The organism is uncultured Deefgea sp. (assembly GCF_947072475.1).
Taxonomy (GTDB): domain Bacteria; phylum Pseudomonadota; class Gammaproteobacteria; order Burkholderiales; family Chitinibacteraceae; genus Deefgea.
This window is the reverse complement of the sequence record NZ_CAMTIA010000027.1, coordinates 1-14,837: the sequence shown is the minus strand read 5'-3', so window position 1 is coordinate 14,837 and position 14,837 is coordinate 1. Positions and strand designations below refer to the sequence as shown.

The 14,837-nt window shown below is 50.0% G+C and carries 10 protein-coding genes; 9 read left to right on the top strand and 1 reads right to left on the bottom strand.

The features are described 5' to 3' along the window. Positions 1–237: 237 nt before the first annotated feature. From gltB to corA, 9 genes are all read left to right on the top strand, one after another. The gene (gltB, locus tag Q0V82_RS10095; protein WP_297575380.1) at positions 238–4,677 is read left to right on the top strand and encodes a glutamate synthase large subunit; all 4,440 of its coding nucleotides are present in this window, start codon (positions 238–240) and stop codon (positions 4,675–4,677) included. 80 nt (positions 4,678–4,757) lie between these two features. Continuing rightward, the gene (locus tag Q0V82_RS10090; RefSeq protein ID WP_297575379.1) at positions 4,758–6,170 is read left to right on the top strand and encodes an FAD-dependent oxidoreductase; all 1,413 of its coding nucleotides are present in this window, start codon (positions 4,758–4,760) and stop codon (positions 6,168–6,170) included. 112 nt (positions 6,171–6,282) lie between these two features. Next, positions 6,283–7,563 carry a GGDEF domain-containing protein gene (locus Q0V82_RS10085; RefSeq protein ID WP_297575377.1) on the top strand — a complete coding sequence of 427 codons (1,281 nt, stop codon included), beginning with the start codon at positions 6,283–6,285 and terminating at the stop codon, positions 7,561–7,563. Then, the gene (locus Q0V82_RS10080; protein ID WP_297575375.1) at positions 7,560–8,618 is read left to right on the top strand and encodes a hypothetical protein; all 1,059 of its coding nucleotides are present in this window, start codon (positions 7,560–7,562) and stop codon (positions 8,616–8,618) included. The genes Q0V82_RS10085 and Q0V82_RS10080 overlap by 4 nt, the downstream gene beginning before the upstream one ends. 138 nt (positions 8,619–8,756) lie before the next feature. After that, a complete protein-coding gene (locus Q0V82_RS10075) occupies positions 8,757–9,356 on the top strand; it encodes a MarC family protein (protein WP_297575373.1) in 600 nt (199 codons plus the stop codon). A 175-nt stretch (positions 9,357–9,531) separates the two neighbouring features. Further along, on the top strand, positions 9,532–10,188 hold the full coding sequence (gene rpiA, locus Q0V82_RS10070; RefSeq protein ID WP_297575371.1) for a ribose-5-phosphate isomerase RpiA: 657 nt from the start codon (positions 9,532–9,534) through the stop codon (positions 10,186–10,188). Between the two features lie 105 nt (positions 10,189–10,293). After that, positions 10,294–10,995 (top strand): phosphate signaling complex protein PhoU, encoded by a 702-nt coding sequence (phoU, locus tag Q0V82_RS10065; RefSeq protein WP_288841881.1) that lies wholly within the window; start codon positions 10,294–10,296, stop codon positions 10,993–10,995. Between the two features lie 430 nt (positions 10,996–11,425). Beyond that, positions 11,426–12,919 carry a Ppx/GppA phosphatase family protein gene (locus Q0V82_RS10060; RefSeq protein ID WP_297575368.1) on the top strand — a complete coding sequence of 498 codons (1,494 nt, stop codon included), beginning with the start codon at positions 11,426–11,428 and terminating at the stop codon, positions 12,917–12,919. Next, positions 12,868–13,974 (top strand): magnesium/cobalt transporter CorA, encoded by a 1,107-nt coding sequence (gene corA / locus Q0V82_RS10055; RefSeq protein WP_297575366.1) that lies wholly within the window; start codon positions 12,868–12,870, stop codon positions 13,972–13,974. Before Q0V82_RS10060 ends, corA begins: the two co-directional genes overlap by 52 nt. A 107-nt stretch (positions 13,975–14,081) precedes the next feature. Here corA and Q0V82_RS10050 read toward each other — a convergent pair whose 3' ends face one another. Beyond that, positions 14,082–14,570, bottom strand: a complete 489-nt coding sequence (locus Q0V82_RS10050) for a DUF456 domain-containing protein (protein ID WP_297575364.1) — start codon at positions 14,568–14,570, stop codon at positions 14,082–14,084. Positions 14,571–14,837 lie beyond the last annotated feature (267 nt).

Genomic DNA, 14,837 nt, shown 5'->3' with positions numbered 1-14,837 from the left:
GAAGTATTCTGAATGAATGTTTTACGCAAACTGACTGATTTATTAAGTATTTTCGTCAATCTTTACCTCCCAATCTACCCCGTTCTTGGGGTTTCCCCTGATTGCCGTTCATTTATGGCTTTGAGTTGCTTTGAGCCCCCTTTATCGCTAGAATCAAGCCCTTTTTGCTTGACTAGGGTCAATCCCTAGCAGCATGTATTTGACTGATTCTTGAGCTTTTGTAAGGGTGCCGCTGTGATGGATAGACAAAGCTGGTTGAAGGGCACGTTGTACCGCCCGCAGTTCGAGCAAGATAGCTGCGGCTTCGGTTTGATTGCACAAATGGATGATAAGCCGAGTCATTGGCTGGTCTCAACGGCGATCAATTCGTTGGCCTGTTTGACTCACCGCGGTGCGGTGGCGGCAGATGGTAAATCAGGCGATGGTTGTGGTTTGCTATTTCGCTTGCCAAAGGGCTTTTTACGCGCGGTTGCTGCGGATAATGGCTACGTCTTAGCTGAGCAGTTTACTGCCGGCTTGGTTTTTTCAGCGCTCGATAAAACTGAGTCGGCCAAGTCGATCAGCAATCTCGTGTCAGCGCTTGAAAGCCAAGGCTTGCAAGTAGCGGGGATTCGCGAAGTACCGGTCAATCTCGATGCGCTTGGCGCAGCGGCGATGCGCTCTTTGCCGACCATTCAGCAAATCTTTGTTAATTCGCCAGTTACCTTGTCAGAGCTTGATTTTGCTCGACGTTTGTATCAAGCGCGGCGCTTGGCAGAAAAAGCCAATACGGCTGACGCGGCTTTCTACGTCCCAACACTCAACCCTTATGTGATGTCATATAAGGGCTTGGTAACGCCAGACAATCTGCCGGTGTTTTATCTCGATTTAAAAGACGAGCGTTTTGCTTCGAGCATGGCGGTGTATCACCAACGTTTCTCGACCAATACGTGGCCACAATGGAAATTGGCGCAGCCTTTCCGTTTCCTCGCGCACAATGGTGAAATCAATACGCTAACGGGTAATCGCGCATGGGCGCGTGCTCGCGAAGCGATCATGGATAGCAATCTGCTGGATATGGATGCGATTCGTCCTATCGTGCAAACCAACGGTTCAGACTCGATGAGTATGGATAATATGTTGGAAAGCTTGGTACTTGGCGGCGTAGATGTGTTCCGTGCCTTCCGTTTGATGGTGCCACCGGCTTGGCAAAACGTCGATACCAATGATCGCGACTTGCGCGCGTTCTACGAATACAACTCGCTGCACATGGAGCCATGGGATGGCCCCGCTGGTATCGTTTGGGCGGCGGGCGACTACGCCGGTTGTGCGCTGGACCGTAACGGTTTGCGCCCAGCGCGTTATGTCATCACCAAAGATCGCCATATCACCATCGCCTCAGAAATCGGCGTATGGGGCTATAAGCCAGAAGAAGTGGTGAAAAAAGGCCGCGTGAAGCCTGGTCAAATCGTTGCGGTTGATTTCAAATCGGGCGAGTTTATTGAATCAGATGTGATCGATAACAAGCTCAAAACCGCCCAACCGTACCGCGCTTGGCTCAAAGAGCACGCCCAGCATTTGGAAATGGCCGCTGACAATAGTCCTCTCGAAGAGATGGACAAAGCCGCCTTGCTGACGTACCAAAAACAATTCCAGTTGACGTTTGAAGAGCGCGATCAAATCTTGCGCATCTTGGCGAATGACGGTCAAGAAGCGATTGGTTCGATGGGCGACGACACGCCGATGGCGGTGTTGTCGACCAAAGTACGCTCGCCGTATGAATATTTGCGCCAACAGTTTGCGCAAGTCACCAATCCACCGATCGACCCGATCCGTGAAGCGATCGTCATGTCGCTGAACACCTGCTTTGGCCCTGAGCGCAATCTGTTTGAAGACGGCCCAGACCACGCCAAACGCATGGAAGTGACTTCGCCAGTGTTGTCGACGGATAAGTTCGCGGTATTGACCAGCCAAACTGATCCAGACTTTAAAACTGCGCATTTTGCATTGACGTTTGAAGGCGTGAGCTTGCAAGCAGCAATTGAAAAGCTGCAAGCCGATGTCATCGCCAGTGTGAACGCTGGCACGGTGATTATCGTATTGTCGGACAAAAATATCGCCAAAGGCCGTATGCCGATTCCGGCCTTATTCGCCGTCGGTGCGGTACATCATGGCTTGATCAACGCCGGTTTGCGTTGCAAAACCAATATCATCGTTGAAACCGCCACTACGCGCGATCCGCATCATTTCGCCTGTTTGATCGGCTATGGCGCAACGGCAGTAGTGCCTTACTTGGCTTACCAAACGATCAAAGAATTGGTCGATATGGGCCAAGTTGAGGGCACGCTAGAAAAAGCGGCGAATAATTTCCGTAAGGGTATCAATAAAGGCTTGATGAAAATCTTGTCGAAAATGGGTATCTCAACCGTGGCGTCGTATCGCGGTTCGCAATTGTTTGAAGGCGTAGGGATTGGTGAAGAAGTCGTCGATCTGTGCTTAACCGGTACGGTATCGCGGATTTCTGGCGCTAACTTCGCTGATTTTGAAGCCGATCAAATCAAACTCAATAAATTAGCCTTCAACCCAATGCGCCCATTGGCGCAAGGTGGTTTGCTTAAATACGTGTTTGGTGAGGAATATCACGCTTACAACCCAGATGTGGTGATGCAGCTGCAAAAAGCGGTGCAAGGCGGTGACTATAAGGAATACAGCAAATACGCCGCACTGGTGAATACTCGCCCAGTGGCCATGTTGCGCGACTTAATGGCATTGCAAATTGACCCAGCCAAATCGATCTCGATCGACGAAGTTGAGCCCATTTCATCGATTGTGAAGCGTTTTGACTCGGCCGGTATGTCGCTGGGCGCCTTAAGCCCAGAAGCGCACGAAGCATTGGCAGAAGGCATGCATCGCCTTGGTGCTCGCTCGAATTCAGGTGAGGGTGGTGAAGACGAAGCGCGCTACGGCACGTCAAAAATGTCGAAAATCAAGCAAGTCGCTTCTGGTCGTTTCGGCGTTACGCCGCACTACTTGGTGAATGCTGAAGTACTGCAAATTAAAGTCGCACAAGGCGCTAAGCCGGGTGAAGGCGGCCAATTGCCGGGCGATAAAGTCTCGCCGCTGATCGCTAAATTGCGTCACAGCAAGCCAGGCATTAGCTTGATTTCACCGCCTCCGCATCACGATATTTATTCGATTGAAGACTTGGCGCAGCTGATTTTTGACTTGAAACAAGTCAATCCAGAAGCCTTGGTTTCCGTTAAATTAGTCGCTGAACCTGGCGTCGGTACCATTGCAGCCGGTGTGGCTAAAGCCTACGCCGATTTGATCACCATCTCGGGGTATGACGGTGGAACCGCTGCTTCGCCGCTGGCTTCAGTCAAATACGCCGGTTCGCCGTTTGAACTTGGCTTGACCGAAGCGCAGCAAGTCTTGCGTGCTAACGGTTTGCGTGGCCGGGTTCGCGTGCAAGCCGACGGTGGTTTGAAAACCGGTCTAGACGTGGTGAAAGCCGCGATCATGGGCGCGGAAAGCTTTGGCTTCGGTACTGGCCCGATGGTGGCTTTGGGTTGCAAATACTTGCGTATTTGCCACTTGAACAATTGCGCTACCGGCGTGGCAACGCAAGAAATCAAATTGCGTAGCAAGTTCTTTATCGGCTTGCCAGAGATGGTGGTGAATTACTTTACCTTCATCGCGCAAGAAACGCGTGAATTGATGGCGGCGCTGGGCGTGCGCACGTTTGAAGAAATGATCGGCCGCACTGAAATGCTCGGTTTGATTGAAGGCGCGACGGAAAGACAACAAAAACTCGCCTTAGGCAGTTTGCTTAGCCAAGGCACAACGCCAGATTCAGAATCACGTTTCTGCGTGGATGCGCGCAACCCAAGTTTTGACAAGGGTGAGTTGGCCGAAGAAATGGTCAAAGATGCACTTGCTGGCATTAAAGCCAAAACGCCACAACGCTTTGAATACGCTGTACGCAATATCCATCGCTCAATCGGTGCGCGTTTGTCAGGTGAAATCGCCAAAGCACACGGCGCAGATGGCTTGCCAGAAGGCACTTTGCACTTGAAATTGCACGGTTCAGCTGGTCAGTCATTTGGGGTGTGGAATGCCAAAGGTTTGACGCTGGAACTCGCTGGCGACGCCAATGACTACGTGGGTAAAGGCATGAACGGCGGCCAAGTAATTATCTATCCACCGGTGGGTAGCGAATTTGCTTCGAGCGACGCAGTCATTGCCGGTAACACGTGTTTGTATGGCGCAACCGGTGGTGAGTTGTTTGCTGCGGGTATGGCCGGCGAGCGTTTCGCGGTGCGTAACTCAGGTGCGACAGCGGTGATTGAAGGCGTTGGTGATCACGGTTGTGAATACATGACTGGCGGCTGCGTAGTGGTACTCGGTGAAACCGGATACAACTTTGGCGCGGGTATGACCGGTGGTTTTGCGCTGGTTTACGATCCGAAGCAAAAATTTGCTTATCGCTACAACAACGAACTGATCGATACCAACTTGATCAATGGTGAAGCCTACGGTGCTATTCGCGCCTTCTTGAAAGACAAAATCACCGCCCACGTGGCGTTGACTGGTTCGAGCAAGGGTGCTGAATTGTTGGCGAACTTTGATGAAGCCGTCGATTACTTCTGGTTGGTGAAACCCAAAGTGGCCAAGCTCGACGCATTGCTAAAAGACTAATTTAGATAGGGAGTTGGGAATGGGGCGCAGGGAGTGGTTTTACTCCCCAATCCCGACTCACTACTCCCCGAGGTAATACCATGTCAGATGTATTTCAGTTTCTGAATGTTGCTCGCAATCCCGGCGATAAAGTCGCGGTTGAGAAACGTAAATTTGTATTTAAAGAAATCTACACCCCGCTCAATAAAACCAGCTCGGGTGAACAAGCGGGGCGCTGTTTGTCCTGTGGCAATCCGTATTGCTCATGGGAGTGCCCAGTGCACAACCATATTCCGCAATGGTTGCAATTGGTCGACGAAGGTAAATTGTTTGAAGCGGCTGAACTCAGCCACAAAACTAATTCATTGCCAGAAATCTGTGGCCGTGTTTGCCCACAAGATCGTTTGTGCGAAGGCGCATGTACGCTCAATCAAGTCGACGCTGGTGCGGTGTCGATTGGTTCGGTGGAAAAATACATTACCGACGAAGCCTTTAAAGCCGGTTGGCGTCCAGATATGTCGGGCGTGATTAAGACCGGCAAAAAAGTCGCCATTATTGGCGCTGGTCCTGCTGGCCTTGGCTGCGCGGATATTTTGGTACGCAACGGCGTTGCACCGGTGGTGTTTGATCGTTACGAAGAAATCGGCGGTTTGTTAACTTTTGGTATTCCAGAATTCAAACTAGAAAAAGACGTCATCGCGACACGCCGTAAAATCATGGAAGACATGGGCGTTGAATTCCGCTTGAATACTGAAATCGGTAAAGATATTGCAATTGACAGCTTGCTGGCCGATTACGATGCGGTATTTATGGGCATGGGCGCGTACAAATACATGAAGGGCGGCATTGCCGGTGAAGAATTGCCAGGCGTGATGGAAGCCTTGCCGTTCTTGATCAACAACGTGCGCAACAGCATGGGCACGCTTGGCGATGAAGCTTTCGTATCAATGACCGGCAAGCGCGTGGTGGTGCTCGGTGGTGGCGATACCGCCATGGATTGCAACCGCACCTCGATCCGCCAAGGCGCAGCCAGCGTGATTTGCGCTTACCGCCGTGATGAAGAAAACATGCCGGGCTCAAAACGCGAAGTGGCCAATGCCAAGGAAGAAGGTGTTGAATTCCAATGGAATAGCCAACCGGTGAAAATCGAGCAAAATGCCGATGGCAGCTTGGCGCTGACTTTGGTATCGACGCAACTGGGTGCACCCGATGAAAAAGGCCGTCGTCGTCCTGAGTTGATTGCCGGTTCTGAGCGGATTGTGAATTGCGATCACGTGGTGGTGGCGTTTGGTTTCTCGGTTGAACCGGAAAGCTGGTTTGACGCGCAAGGCGTGAAAACTGACGATTGGGGTCGCACAATTGCAAGCGACAAGCAAACCTTCAAGCATCAAACCAGCAACCCGAAAATTTTTGCTGGTGGCGATCAAGTTCGTGGCGCTGATTTGGTGGTGCGTGCGGTCTATGAAGGCCGTAATGCAGCCGAAGGGATTTTGGAGTACATTGGCGCTTGGTAAGGCAATTGAAATAAATCAAGCCTCGCATTGCGGGGCTTTTTTTATGTGTTGTCAGCTTGTATCTGGATTGAGCTGACAGTGAGCGGATGATGGCTTGGGGTTTGGATAGGTAATGGATTATTTGGTTTTGGGCCGTACTCTGCTGCAGCAAGGACAGTCTCATCAGGCTTTGCAACACTTTCTTGATGGTCTGGCCCTTGCTCAATCTGAGCAGAGTAATGAAGCGGCTTATTGGCTGGCAATCGCTGACATTGTGCATGACAGTGGTCAATTTGAACGTGCTTTAAGCTTGCATCAGCATGCGCTCGCTCTGGCTGACAGTGCGGCGCAATCTTGTTCGGCCTATCTGGGTCTGGCGGCTGACTTGTGGGCAATGGGCCAAGAAACGGTGGCCTATCCATTACAAGCGCAAGCGTTGGCATTTCCGGCTTTGCAAGACGATGCGATTTTATTGGTGCAGTCGGCGCGGCTGTATCAATTGCAGCAGCAATGGCCTGCCGCTTTAGCGCAATTGGAGCGAGCGGCGCGACAGGTGGCCGATAGCGACAGTTTGGTTTTGCATTGGTCGATTTTATCGTTGTATTTACGCATCAATGCCCCGTTAGATTTACCTGCGGCCATTGACCGAGCAAGCGCGGCGTTGTCGCATGCGGGATCGAGCGATTTACGCGGCTTATTGTTGATTAAATTGGCGCAAGCCAGCCAAGCGTGTCAGCAATATACCGCTGCGGTGGATTTTTATCAGGCGGCGATGCGGCATTCGGCGCAGCACAAAAAACCGCAACGACCACGACGCTTACGAGACGTTGAGTTCAAATTACAGCAAACCACCAGTGATATAGAAATCGATCTATTGCGCTTGAAAAATGCCCAGCAAGACGAGCAAGTGCGTTGGCTGGAAAGCGCCACTTATCGTGATGCGGTAACGGGCTTACATAATTTGCGTTACTTGGAGGCGCGTTGGCCGACGTTGTTGGCGCAGGCTATTGATCAACCCTCTTTATGTGTATTGCATCTTGGGGTGGATCAATCGACCTATTTGCGCGAAGTGATGGGGGAGGCCAAAAGCAATGATTGCAGTGTGCGGATTACGCGGGTTTTGCAAGACGCGCTACCAGAGGGGACGGAGTTGATTGCTGGCGGGCAGTTGGTCTTTAAATTGATTTTGCCCAACAGCTCGGCAGACTTGGCCAATGCATTGATTGAGCAAATTCAACAGCAGATCGCACAATTGGACTTTAGTGATTTACCCGAGGCACTGACGCTGAGTATGGGCGGAACAATTTATCAGCAGGGCGACACCGTTGACGTATTGCAATTACGTGCGGATTTGGCCTTGTATTTGGCGATGCGTCATGGTGCGGGTGCCGTGGTGTGGGAGATGGCAGCATGACCGCACGTTTAGCATTATTAACTCAACTTGAAACCGTATTAAATTCCGCCGAACGTGGCTCGCCGCCTTTGCCGGATCAAGCGCAGCAATGGGTGGCAGAAAGCCAAGCTGACCCACGGTTACACGGGATGGCTTTGGATATTTTAGGGCATGCCCAGCAGCATTTTAGTGCGCATCATGCGGCGCAAACGGCATTTAGTGCCGCTGCGGAGAGTTATCGGCAGGCTGGGCAGATAGGCAGTTCGACCAATTCATTACTGCTGTTGGCGACGTCTTATTTATTAAATGATCAGCCTTTATTGGCACTTGATCAATGGACTAAAGCTTTAATGCAGGCCAAAGGGGCACAAAACCTTGGACAATGTGTCCGTGTCTATTTAGGGATTGGGCAGGTTTATATTGGTTTTAACGATAATGAAGCTTCACTGCGGTGCAGTGAAATGGCACTCAAAATGGCGGTGGCGATTGCCGACCCGCTGTTAGAGTGCGATGCCTTACTGTATGTGGCCAGTGATCAATATCGATTGCAGCGTTACGCTCAAGCTTTAGAGGCGATCGCCCGCGCTGAACGATTGATGGAACTGCCTTTGCACAATAAAGTCTGGGCGGCAGAAATTGTGTATTACCGTGGCTTGATTCATGGGCAGCAAGGCATGTTGCAGCAGGCAAAGGTTGAATTGGCGACGGCATACGATTTGCATTGCGCCAATGATAATCTGTGGGGCAAAGCGCATGCCTTGACCGGTTTGGGTGAGATCCTACTGCAATTACAAGCCGCAGAGGCTGAGACTATTTTATTACAAGGCCAGCAATTGGCGGTGCAGTCGGGTGTATTGAGCCTACAAACCCGATGTTGCAAGGCTTTAATCGATTGTTATCTAGCTAAGCAACAAGCTGAGTTAGCGCTGCCTTTTTACGCGCAGTTATTTGCACAGCAATCTTTACCTGAGCGAAAAATCAGCGTAACGCATCGCAAAAAAATAATGCAGCTTGAAACACAAAGCCGAGTATTGCAGCTACAAAAATGCCTACAAACTTGCACCATCAGCTCATAGTTAAAAAACAGGGTATAGCGTTGTAGTTCATATTAAATAATTTTTTCAGCAATATACCCATTCAAACTTCTGAAAAATAGCTTGGATTTGATGGCTTTCCCGAATCAATATTTGGCTTGTTTGGATGTACACTAAGCTATGGAATCACAAACTTTTCTTTCTGCTTTGATTTTGCTGCTCTTGGTGATTGATCCCTTGGGCGGCATTCCTTTGTTTGTCGCAATGATGAAAAAAGTCCCTAAGGCGCGGCGCTGGCGAATGATTATTCGCGAGGTGAGTGTCGCTTTTGTGGTGCTGCTAGTTTTTATGTTGTTCGGGCAAAAATTCCTGGAAGTCATGCATTTGTCCCAAACCTCATTGGGCATTGCTGGTGGCGTGATTTTGTTTTTAATTGCGCTGCGGATGGTGTTTCCTCATCCCGATGGCGTTTTTGGCGACACCAGCGAGGGCGAGCCGTATATTGTGCCGTTGGCGATTCCTTTATTGGCCGGTCCATCGGCGTTGGCCACGGTGTTGTTATTGGTTTCGCGCGATCCCGAGCGAATTGAAGTGTGGGTGGCGGCGTTGGCGTTAACCATGCTGATTTGTGCGCTGACGTTGGCTTTTTCAGAAAAAATTAGCCAAGTGCTCGGCGCGCAAGTCACCACGGCATTTGAGCGTTTAATGGGTTTGATTTTGACGGCGATTGCGGTGCAAATGTTACTCGATGGGATTCGGCAGTATTTAGTGTCGCTTTAATGGCGATATTTAGGCTGGGTGAACTGGGTGTTTGATGCGTCACAAGCTGCGTCGCGAGGGTTCGGCGCTAGAATGAGAGGGTTGTTAACGATGGGTTTGTACTGCGAGACAAACAACGTTAGCAGATACCTTGGTGTAGTTATTTTTAATGGCGACTAATCAGGAGTTGAACCACATGACACAGAATGAATTGAAAGAAGCGGTAGGCCGTGCAGCAGTCGCCTATGTGCCTGAAAATTGTATTGTTGGCGTTGGTACTGGTTCGACTGCCAATTACTTTATTGATGCTTTGGCTGAAATCAAAGGCCAAATTAAAGGCGCGGTGTCTTCGTCGACAGCGAGCGTCGCGCGCTTAAAATCACACGGGATTCCGGTATTTGATTTAAATACCATTGATGACTTGCCGGTGTATGTCGATGGCGCGGATGAAATTAATCATCAATTGCAAATGATTAAGGGCGGTGGCGCAGCGTTAACGCGCGAGAAAATCATTGCGGCCGTTGCCGGGCAATTTATTTGTATTTGCGATGAAAGCAAATTGGTTGATGTCTTGGGTGATTTTCCTTTGCCGGTTGAAGTAATCCCAATGGCGCGCTCGTATGTGGCGCGGGAGTTGGTAAAATTGGGTGGCCATCCGGCTTATCGTGAAGGCGTAGTGACAGATAACGGTAATATCATTATTGATGTGCATGGTCTGTCGATTAGTCAGGCCACGGTACTTGAAGCTCAAATCAATCAAATCGTTGGCGTTGTGACCAATGGTTTGTTTGCGCATCGCCGTGCTGACGTACTCTTATTGGGTACGGCTAACGGGGTGAAAACCATTAAATAAACGCGCAGCGGCGGATAAAAAGTTCGCCGCTCACGGGCAGATGAAACAGTACTGTAATAAAAAGCTGGTATTTTGCACCGATTAATACACTGGAGAAGCTGTGTCATGTCAGAACATATTTCAAAGCAATTTGATGCCGATTTAGAGGCAATTCGCTCCCAAGTAATGGGAATGGCCGGTTTGGTCGAAGAGCAAGTTCGCTTGGCAATGCAAGCTTTGGCGTCGGGCGATGTGGCGATCATCAATAAAGTGATCGAGCAAGAAATGCAAGTCAATCAAATGCACGTCAAACTCGATGATATGTGTGTGCATATGATTGCGCGTCGCCAGCCTGCGGCCACTGATTTGCGGATGGTGATGACGGTGATTAAGTCGGTTGAGGATTTGGAACGCATTGGTGACAAAGCCTACCGAATTTGCAAACGAGCAAAAAACATTTATGAATCCGGCCGTTTGCAAGTGCCACGTTTTCATGACCTCAATCATATTGCCGATTTGGCGCTGGATATGTTGTCTAATGCGCTCGATTCATTTGCGCGTATGGATGCGGTGAGTGCGTCTGAGGTGATTCGGGCGGATGCGCAACTGGATCAAGAATATCAAGCGCTGCATCGCCAATTGATTACCGTGATGATGGAAGATCCACGTTCGATTACTTTAATTTTGGATATCTTATGGATCGCCAAAGCTATTGAGCGTATTGGTGATTTGGGGGTGAATGTCGCCGAGCATGTGATTTACTTGGTGAAAGGCCAAGATGTTCGCCATAAAACCCAAGAAGAAGTCGATCGCGTCGCTTTGCAGTAAGCCGATGTATCAGATTAGGGCTAGGGTCTGTTGACGTTTGGTTTGCGGATCGCGTTTGTGCTGATTTTGGCCTGAAACAAGGCGAAAGACGCGTGGCATAGTCATTCTATGCAAGCGTTTTTCAACGCAGTGTCAGGCCAAAAGCAGCCAAACCCTAAGGGCTGGGCGCTTTTCGCGGCATCTCTGCGTTATTTCATGCTCGAATAACGGGTTATTGGTCGCATAAAATGCCTTGATCTGCCGCGAAAATCGCGCAAGCAGCGACCGAAAACCAAACGACAACAGACCCTAGGTTTATTGCCCTAGTCTGAAGGAAGTAGTGTCTAATAAAGGGCGGCTGTGGCTGCCCTTTATGATTTGCGTTTGCCACAAACATGAGTTTTACGTATTGTTATGCCCGCAAACCCGCTACCTACTGGAGTTTTACTGAATGGGCGACTGTTCTGTCATTGCCGCCGTGGATCTCGGCTCCAACAGTTTTCGCTTGCAAGTCGCCCGTGTGGTTGAAGGGGCTTTGTTTCCGCTGGATTCATTGAAAGAAACGGTTCGTTTAGGTGCCGGTTTAGATGCTCACGGTTGTTTAACGGCTGAAGCCATCGCCGAAATGACCGCAGCACTGGCGCGATTTGGTGAGCGTTTGGCTGGCTTGCCGCCGCAATGCGTGCGTGCCGTTGCGACCAATACCTTTCGCATTGCTAGAAATAGCGCCGATTTTTTACCTCAGGCCGAGGCGGCCTTGGGTTTTCCTATTGAAATTATTGCTGGCCGTGAAGAAGCGCGATTAATTTATATTGGTGCCGCGCATAGTTTGCCCAGTACGCGTGAGCGCCGCTTGGTGATTGATATTGGTGGCGGATCAACCGAGTTGATTATCGGCAGTCAGTATCGCTCATTTAGTACTGAAAGCATTCAGCTCGGTTGTGTGGGCTGGAGTGCGCGTTATTTTCCCGATGGCGTCATTACCCGTGAACGAATGGAAACCGCCGAGCTCGCTGCGCGAGGTGCTTTCTTGCCCTTGGTGCCCACGTTTTACTCGGGAGAGTGGCAAAAAGCGATCGGGACTTCAGGCACGGCGCGCTCATTGGCCGATATTTTAGAATTAAACGATTTATCCCCACTGGGGATTACTCGTGATGGTTTAGCCGCTTTGCGTAGCAAAATGATTGCTGCTGGCCATATCAATCATTTGCAATTAAATGGTTTGCGCGATGATCGGCGTCCGGTATTGCCCGGCGGCTTAGCGATTATGCAGGCGGCTTTTGATATGCTCGGTATCGAGCGCATGTCGATCACTTACGGCGCGCTGCGTGATGGCGTGCTGTATGACTTAGTGCAACGCCAAACTCAATATGATGTGCGGGATCGAACGGTCGATTTCTTTCAGCGCCGTTACCATGTGGATGGACCGCAAGCGTATCGAGTGTCGCAATTGGCGGCGCAATTATTTGATGTACTGCGCGGCGAAACGCAAAGCGATGATGTCGTGCTGGCCAGAAATCTGACGATGGCTGCGGGTTTACACGAGGTGGGGCGCTCGATTGCGCATGCCAGCTATCATAAGCATTCGGCGTATATTTTGCAGCATGCCGATATGCCGGGTTTTTCTAAGCGGGAACAAAATTGGTTGTCGCGGCTGGTGCTGGCGCATGCTGGTAGTTTGAGCAAACTCGCTGATCAAGAGATTCAACCTGCCGAATGGGATGCCATTTTGTGTTTGCGCATGGCGGTGTTGTTTTATCGCGCTCGCCTGGATGAGGCGCCGCCATTGGGTTTGCTCTCGCACAGTGCGGATGGCTATTGCTTGGAATTAGACGCAGCGTGGTTAGAGGCGCATCCACTCACGATGTATGCCTTAAATGAGGAAGTCAAAGCATGGCAAAACATGGGCGTAAACCTAATGATTCGAGCCGTCGCCAACGTATAAAAGCGCATTTAAATTCAGATAAAGCCGGTGCAGCACCCGGTACTTTGCAGTATGTCGGCGGTGACGCGCCGGCGGCAACGCTGGCCACTTTAATTGAGTTTGGCCCTTTGCCGGGGGATTATCTTGCGACCAGTTTTAGCGACGTTGATGTCGGCCGAACGTTTCAGCCGACGTTTAATACCTTGTGGTTGAACGTGCATGGTTTAGAAAATATTGAAATCCTCAAATTAATTGGTCAGCGGTTTAAATTGCATCCACTGGTTTTAGAAGACATTCTGAATACCCAGCAACGCCCCAAGGTTGAGCAATATCCCGGCTATTTGTATATCACCGCCCGACTCATGAATTGGGATACGGACTGCGTTTCTGGTGAGCAAGTGAGCTTGATTGTTGGACGGGGTTTTGTGCTGACCTTTCAAGAAAAACCCAGCGGCACTTTTGCCGCGATTCGCGACACGCTTAAAAATAGTGAATCCCAAATTCGCAAATTAGGCCCGGATTATTTGGCTTATGCCTTACTGGATAAACTGGTGGATCGTTATTTCTTAGTGCTTGAGCAATTGGGTGAGCGCTGCGAAGAGTTGGACGAAGCGATTAATAGTAAGATCCAGCCCGAGCAGATGGTTGAAGTACAGTCATTACGCCGTAGTTTGCAGCAAATTAAGCGCAGTCTGTGGCCGATGCGGGAAATGCTCAATGTACTGCAGCGCGATGACGCCGATTTTTTTCATAGTGAAACCCAGCTGTATTTGCGTGATGTGTACGACCATACGGTGCAATCGATTGAAACCGTTGAAGCGCTGCGCGAAATGATTTCTGGTTTGCAAGAAATATATCTATCGCTGCAGTCGCAGCGACTTAATGAGCAAATGCGGCTACTCACCGTCATTACCACCATCTTTATGCCGCTAACGTTGATTGCCGGTATCTACGGCATGAATTTTGACATCATGCCCGAGCTACGCTGGACCTATGGCTACTACGCGGCCTTGGGTTTGATGGGGGGCATTGCGGTGTTTTTGGGTTTGTTTTTTTGGTTGCGACGTTGGGTGTGATGGGTTGGGTATATCTATGTGGACTTTAAAATTAAAGCGCTTTGTTGATATACCCACCAATTTTGTGGCCAAGACGGACATCTCAAGTCTGAATCCATTGGGGGGATTTATAACCACCACGCCAGCAAAAACACCCCCAGCATGGCGAGTGCCAAACCGACTTTAGCAATCGCCCCAAGCAACATGCCGATACCGCTGGCAAATCCGACTTTACCGGCGTGTAGTAGATCTTTTCTGGCATAGAACTCACCGGCTGCAGCACCTAAAAACGGTCCGAGGATTAAACCGACTATCCCGCCCAGCATACCGACAATCGAGCCAATTAAAGCCCCCCAGACAGCGTAGCGGCTCGCACCAACGCTTTTAGCCCCCATGGCGCCGGCAATGTAATCGAGCACGCTGGCAATCAGCATGAGAATAAATAACAGGCTCAGTGATGGCCAGCCAATATGAATAAATTGATTGCCCCAGGCGATCAGTAGCATGCCGACAAAAATTAAAGGCGTGGATGGCAGTAAAGGCAATATAGTGCCGGCCAAACCAGCCAGAATCATGGCTGCGCCAAGTAGGTAGCTGATGATTTCAAACGTTTCCAAGATCGCGCTCCAAGGGGAATCAATTATTTTTAATCTGGGTTGGACTACGTCAATGCTAAAAAGATGCTCAGCGCGTGAAAAATAATATCGCAATAAAACAGTCATTTATTGAATATAGTCTCCTTTGGTCTATAGAAAATCGTGAAAGGAGTTGACGTAAGGCACGTGCTGGTGTTTAATTGCGGCTCTTCGAAACGAAGTAGTGTTTCGAGTGGCTCGTTAGCTCAGTTGGTAGAGCAGCGGATTGAAAATCCGCGTGTCCTTGGT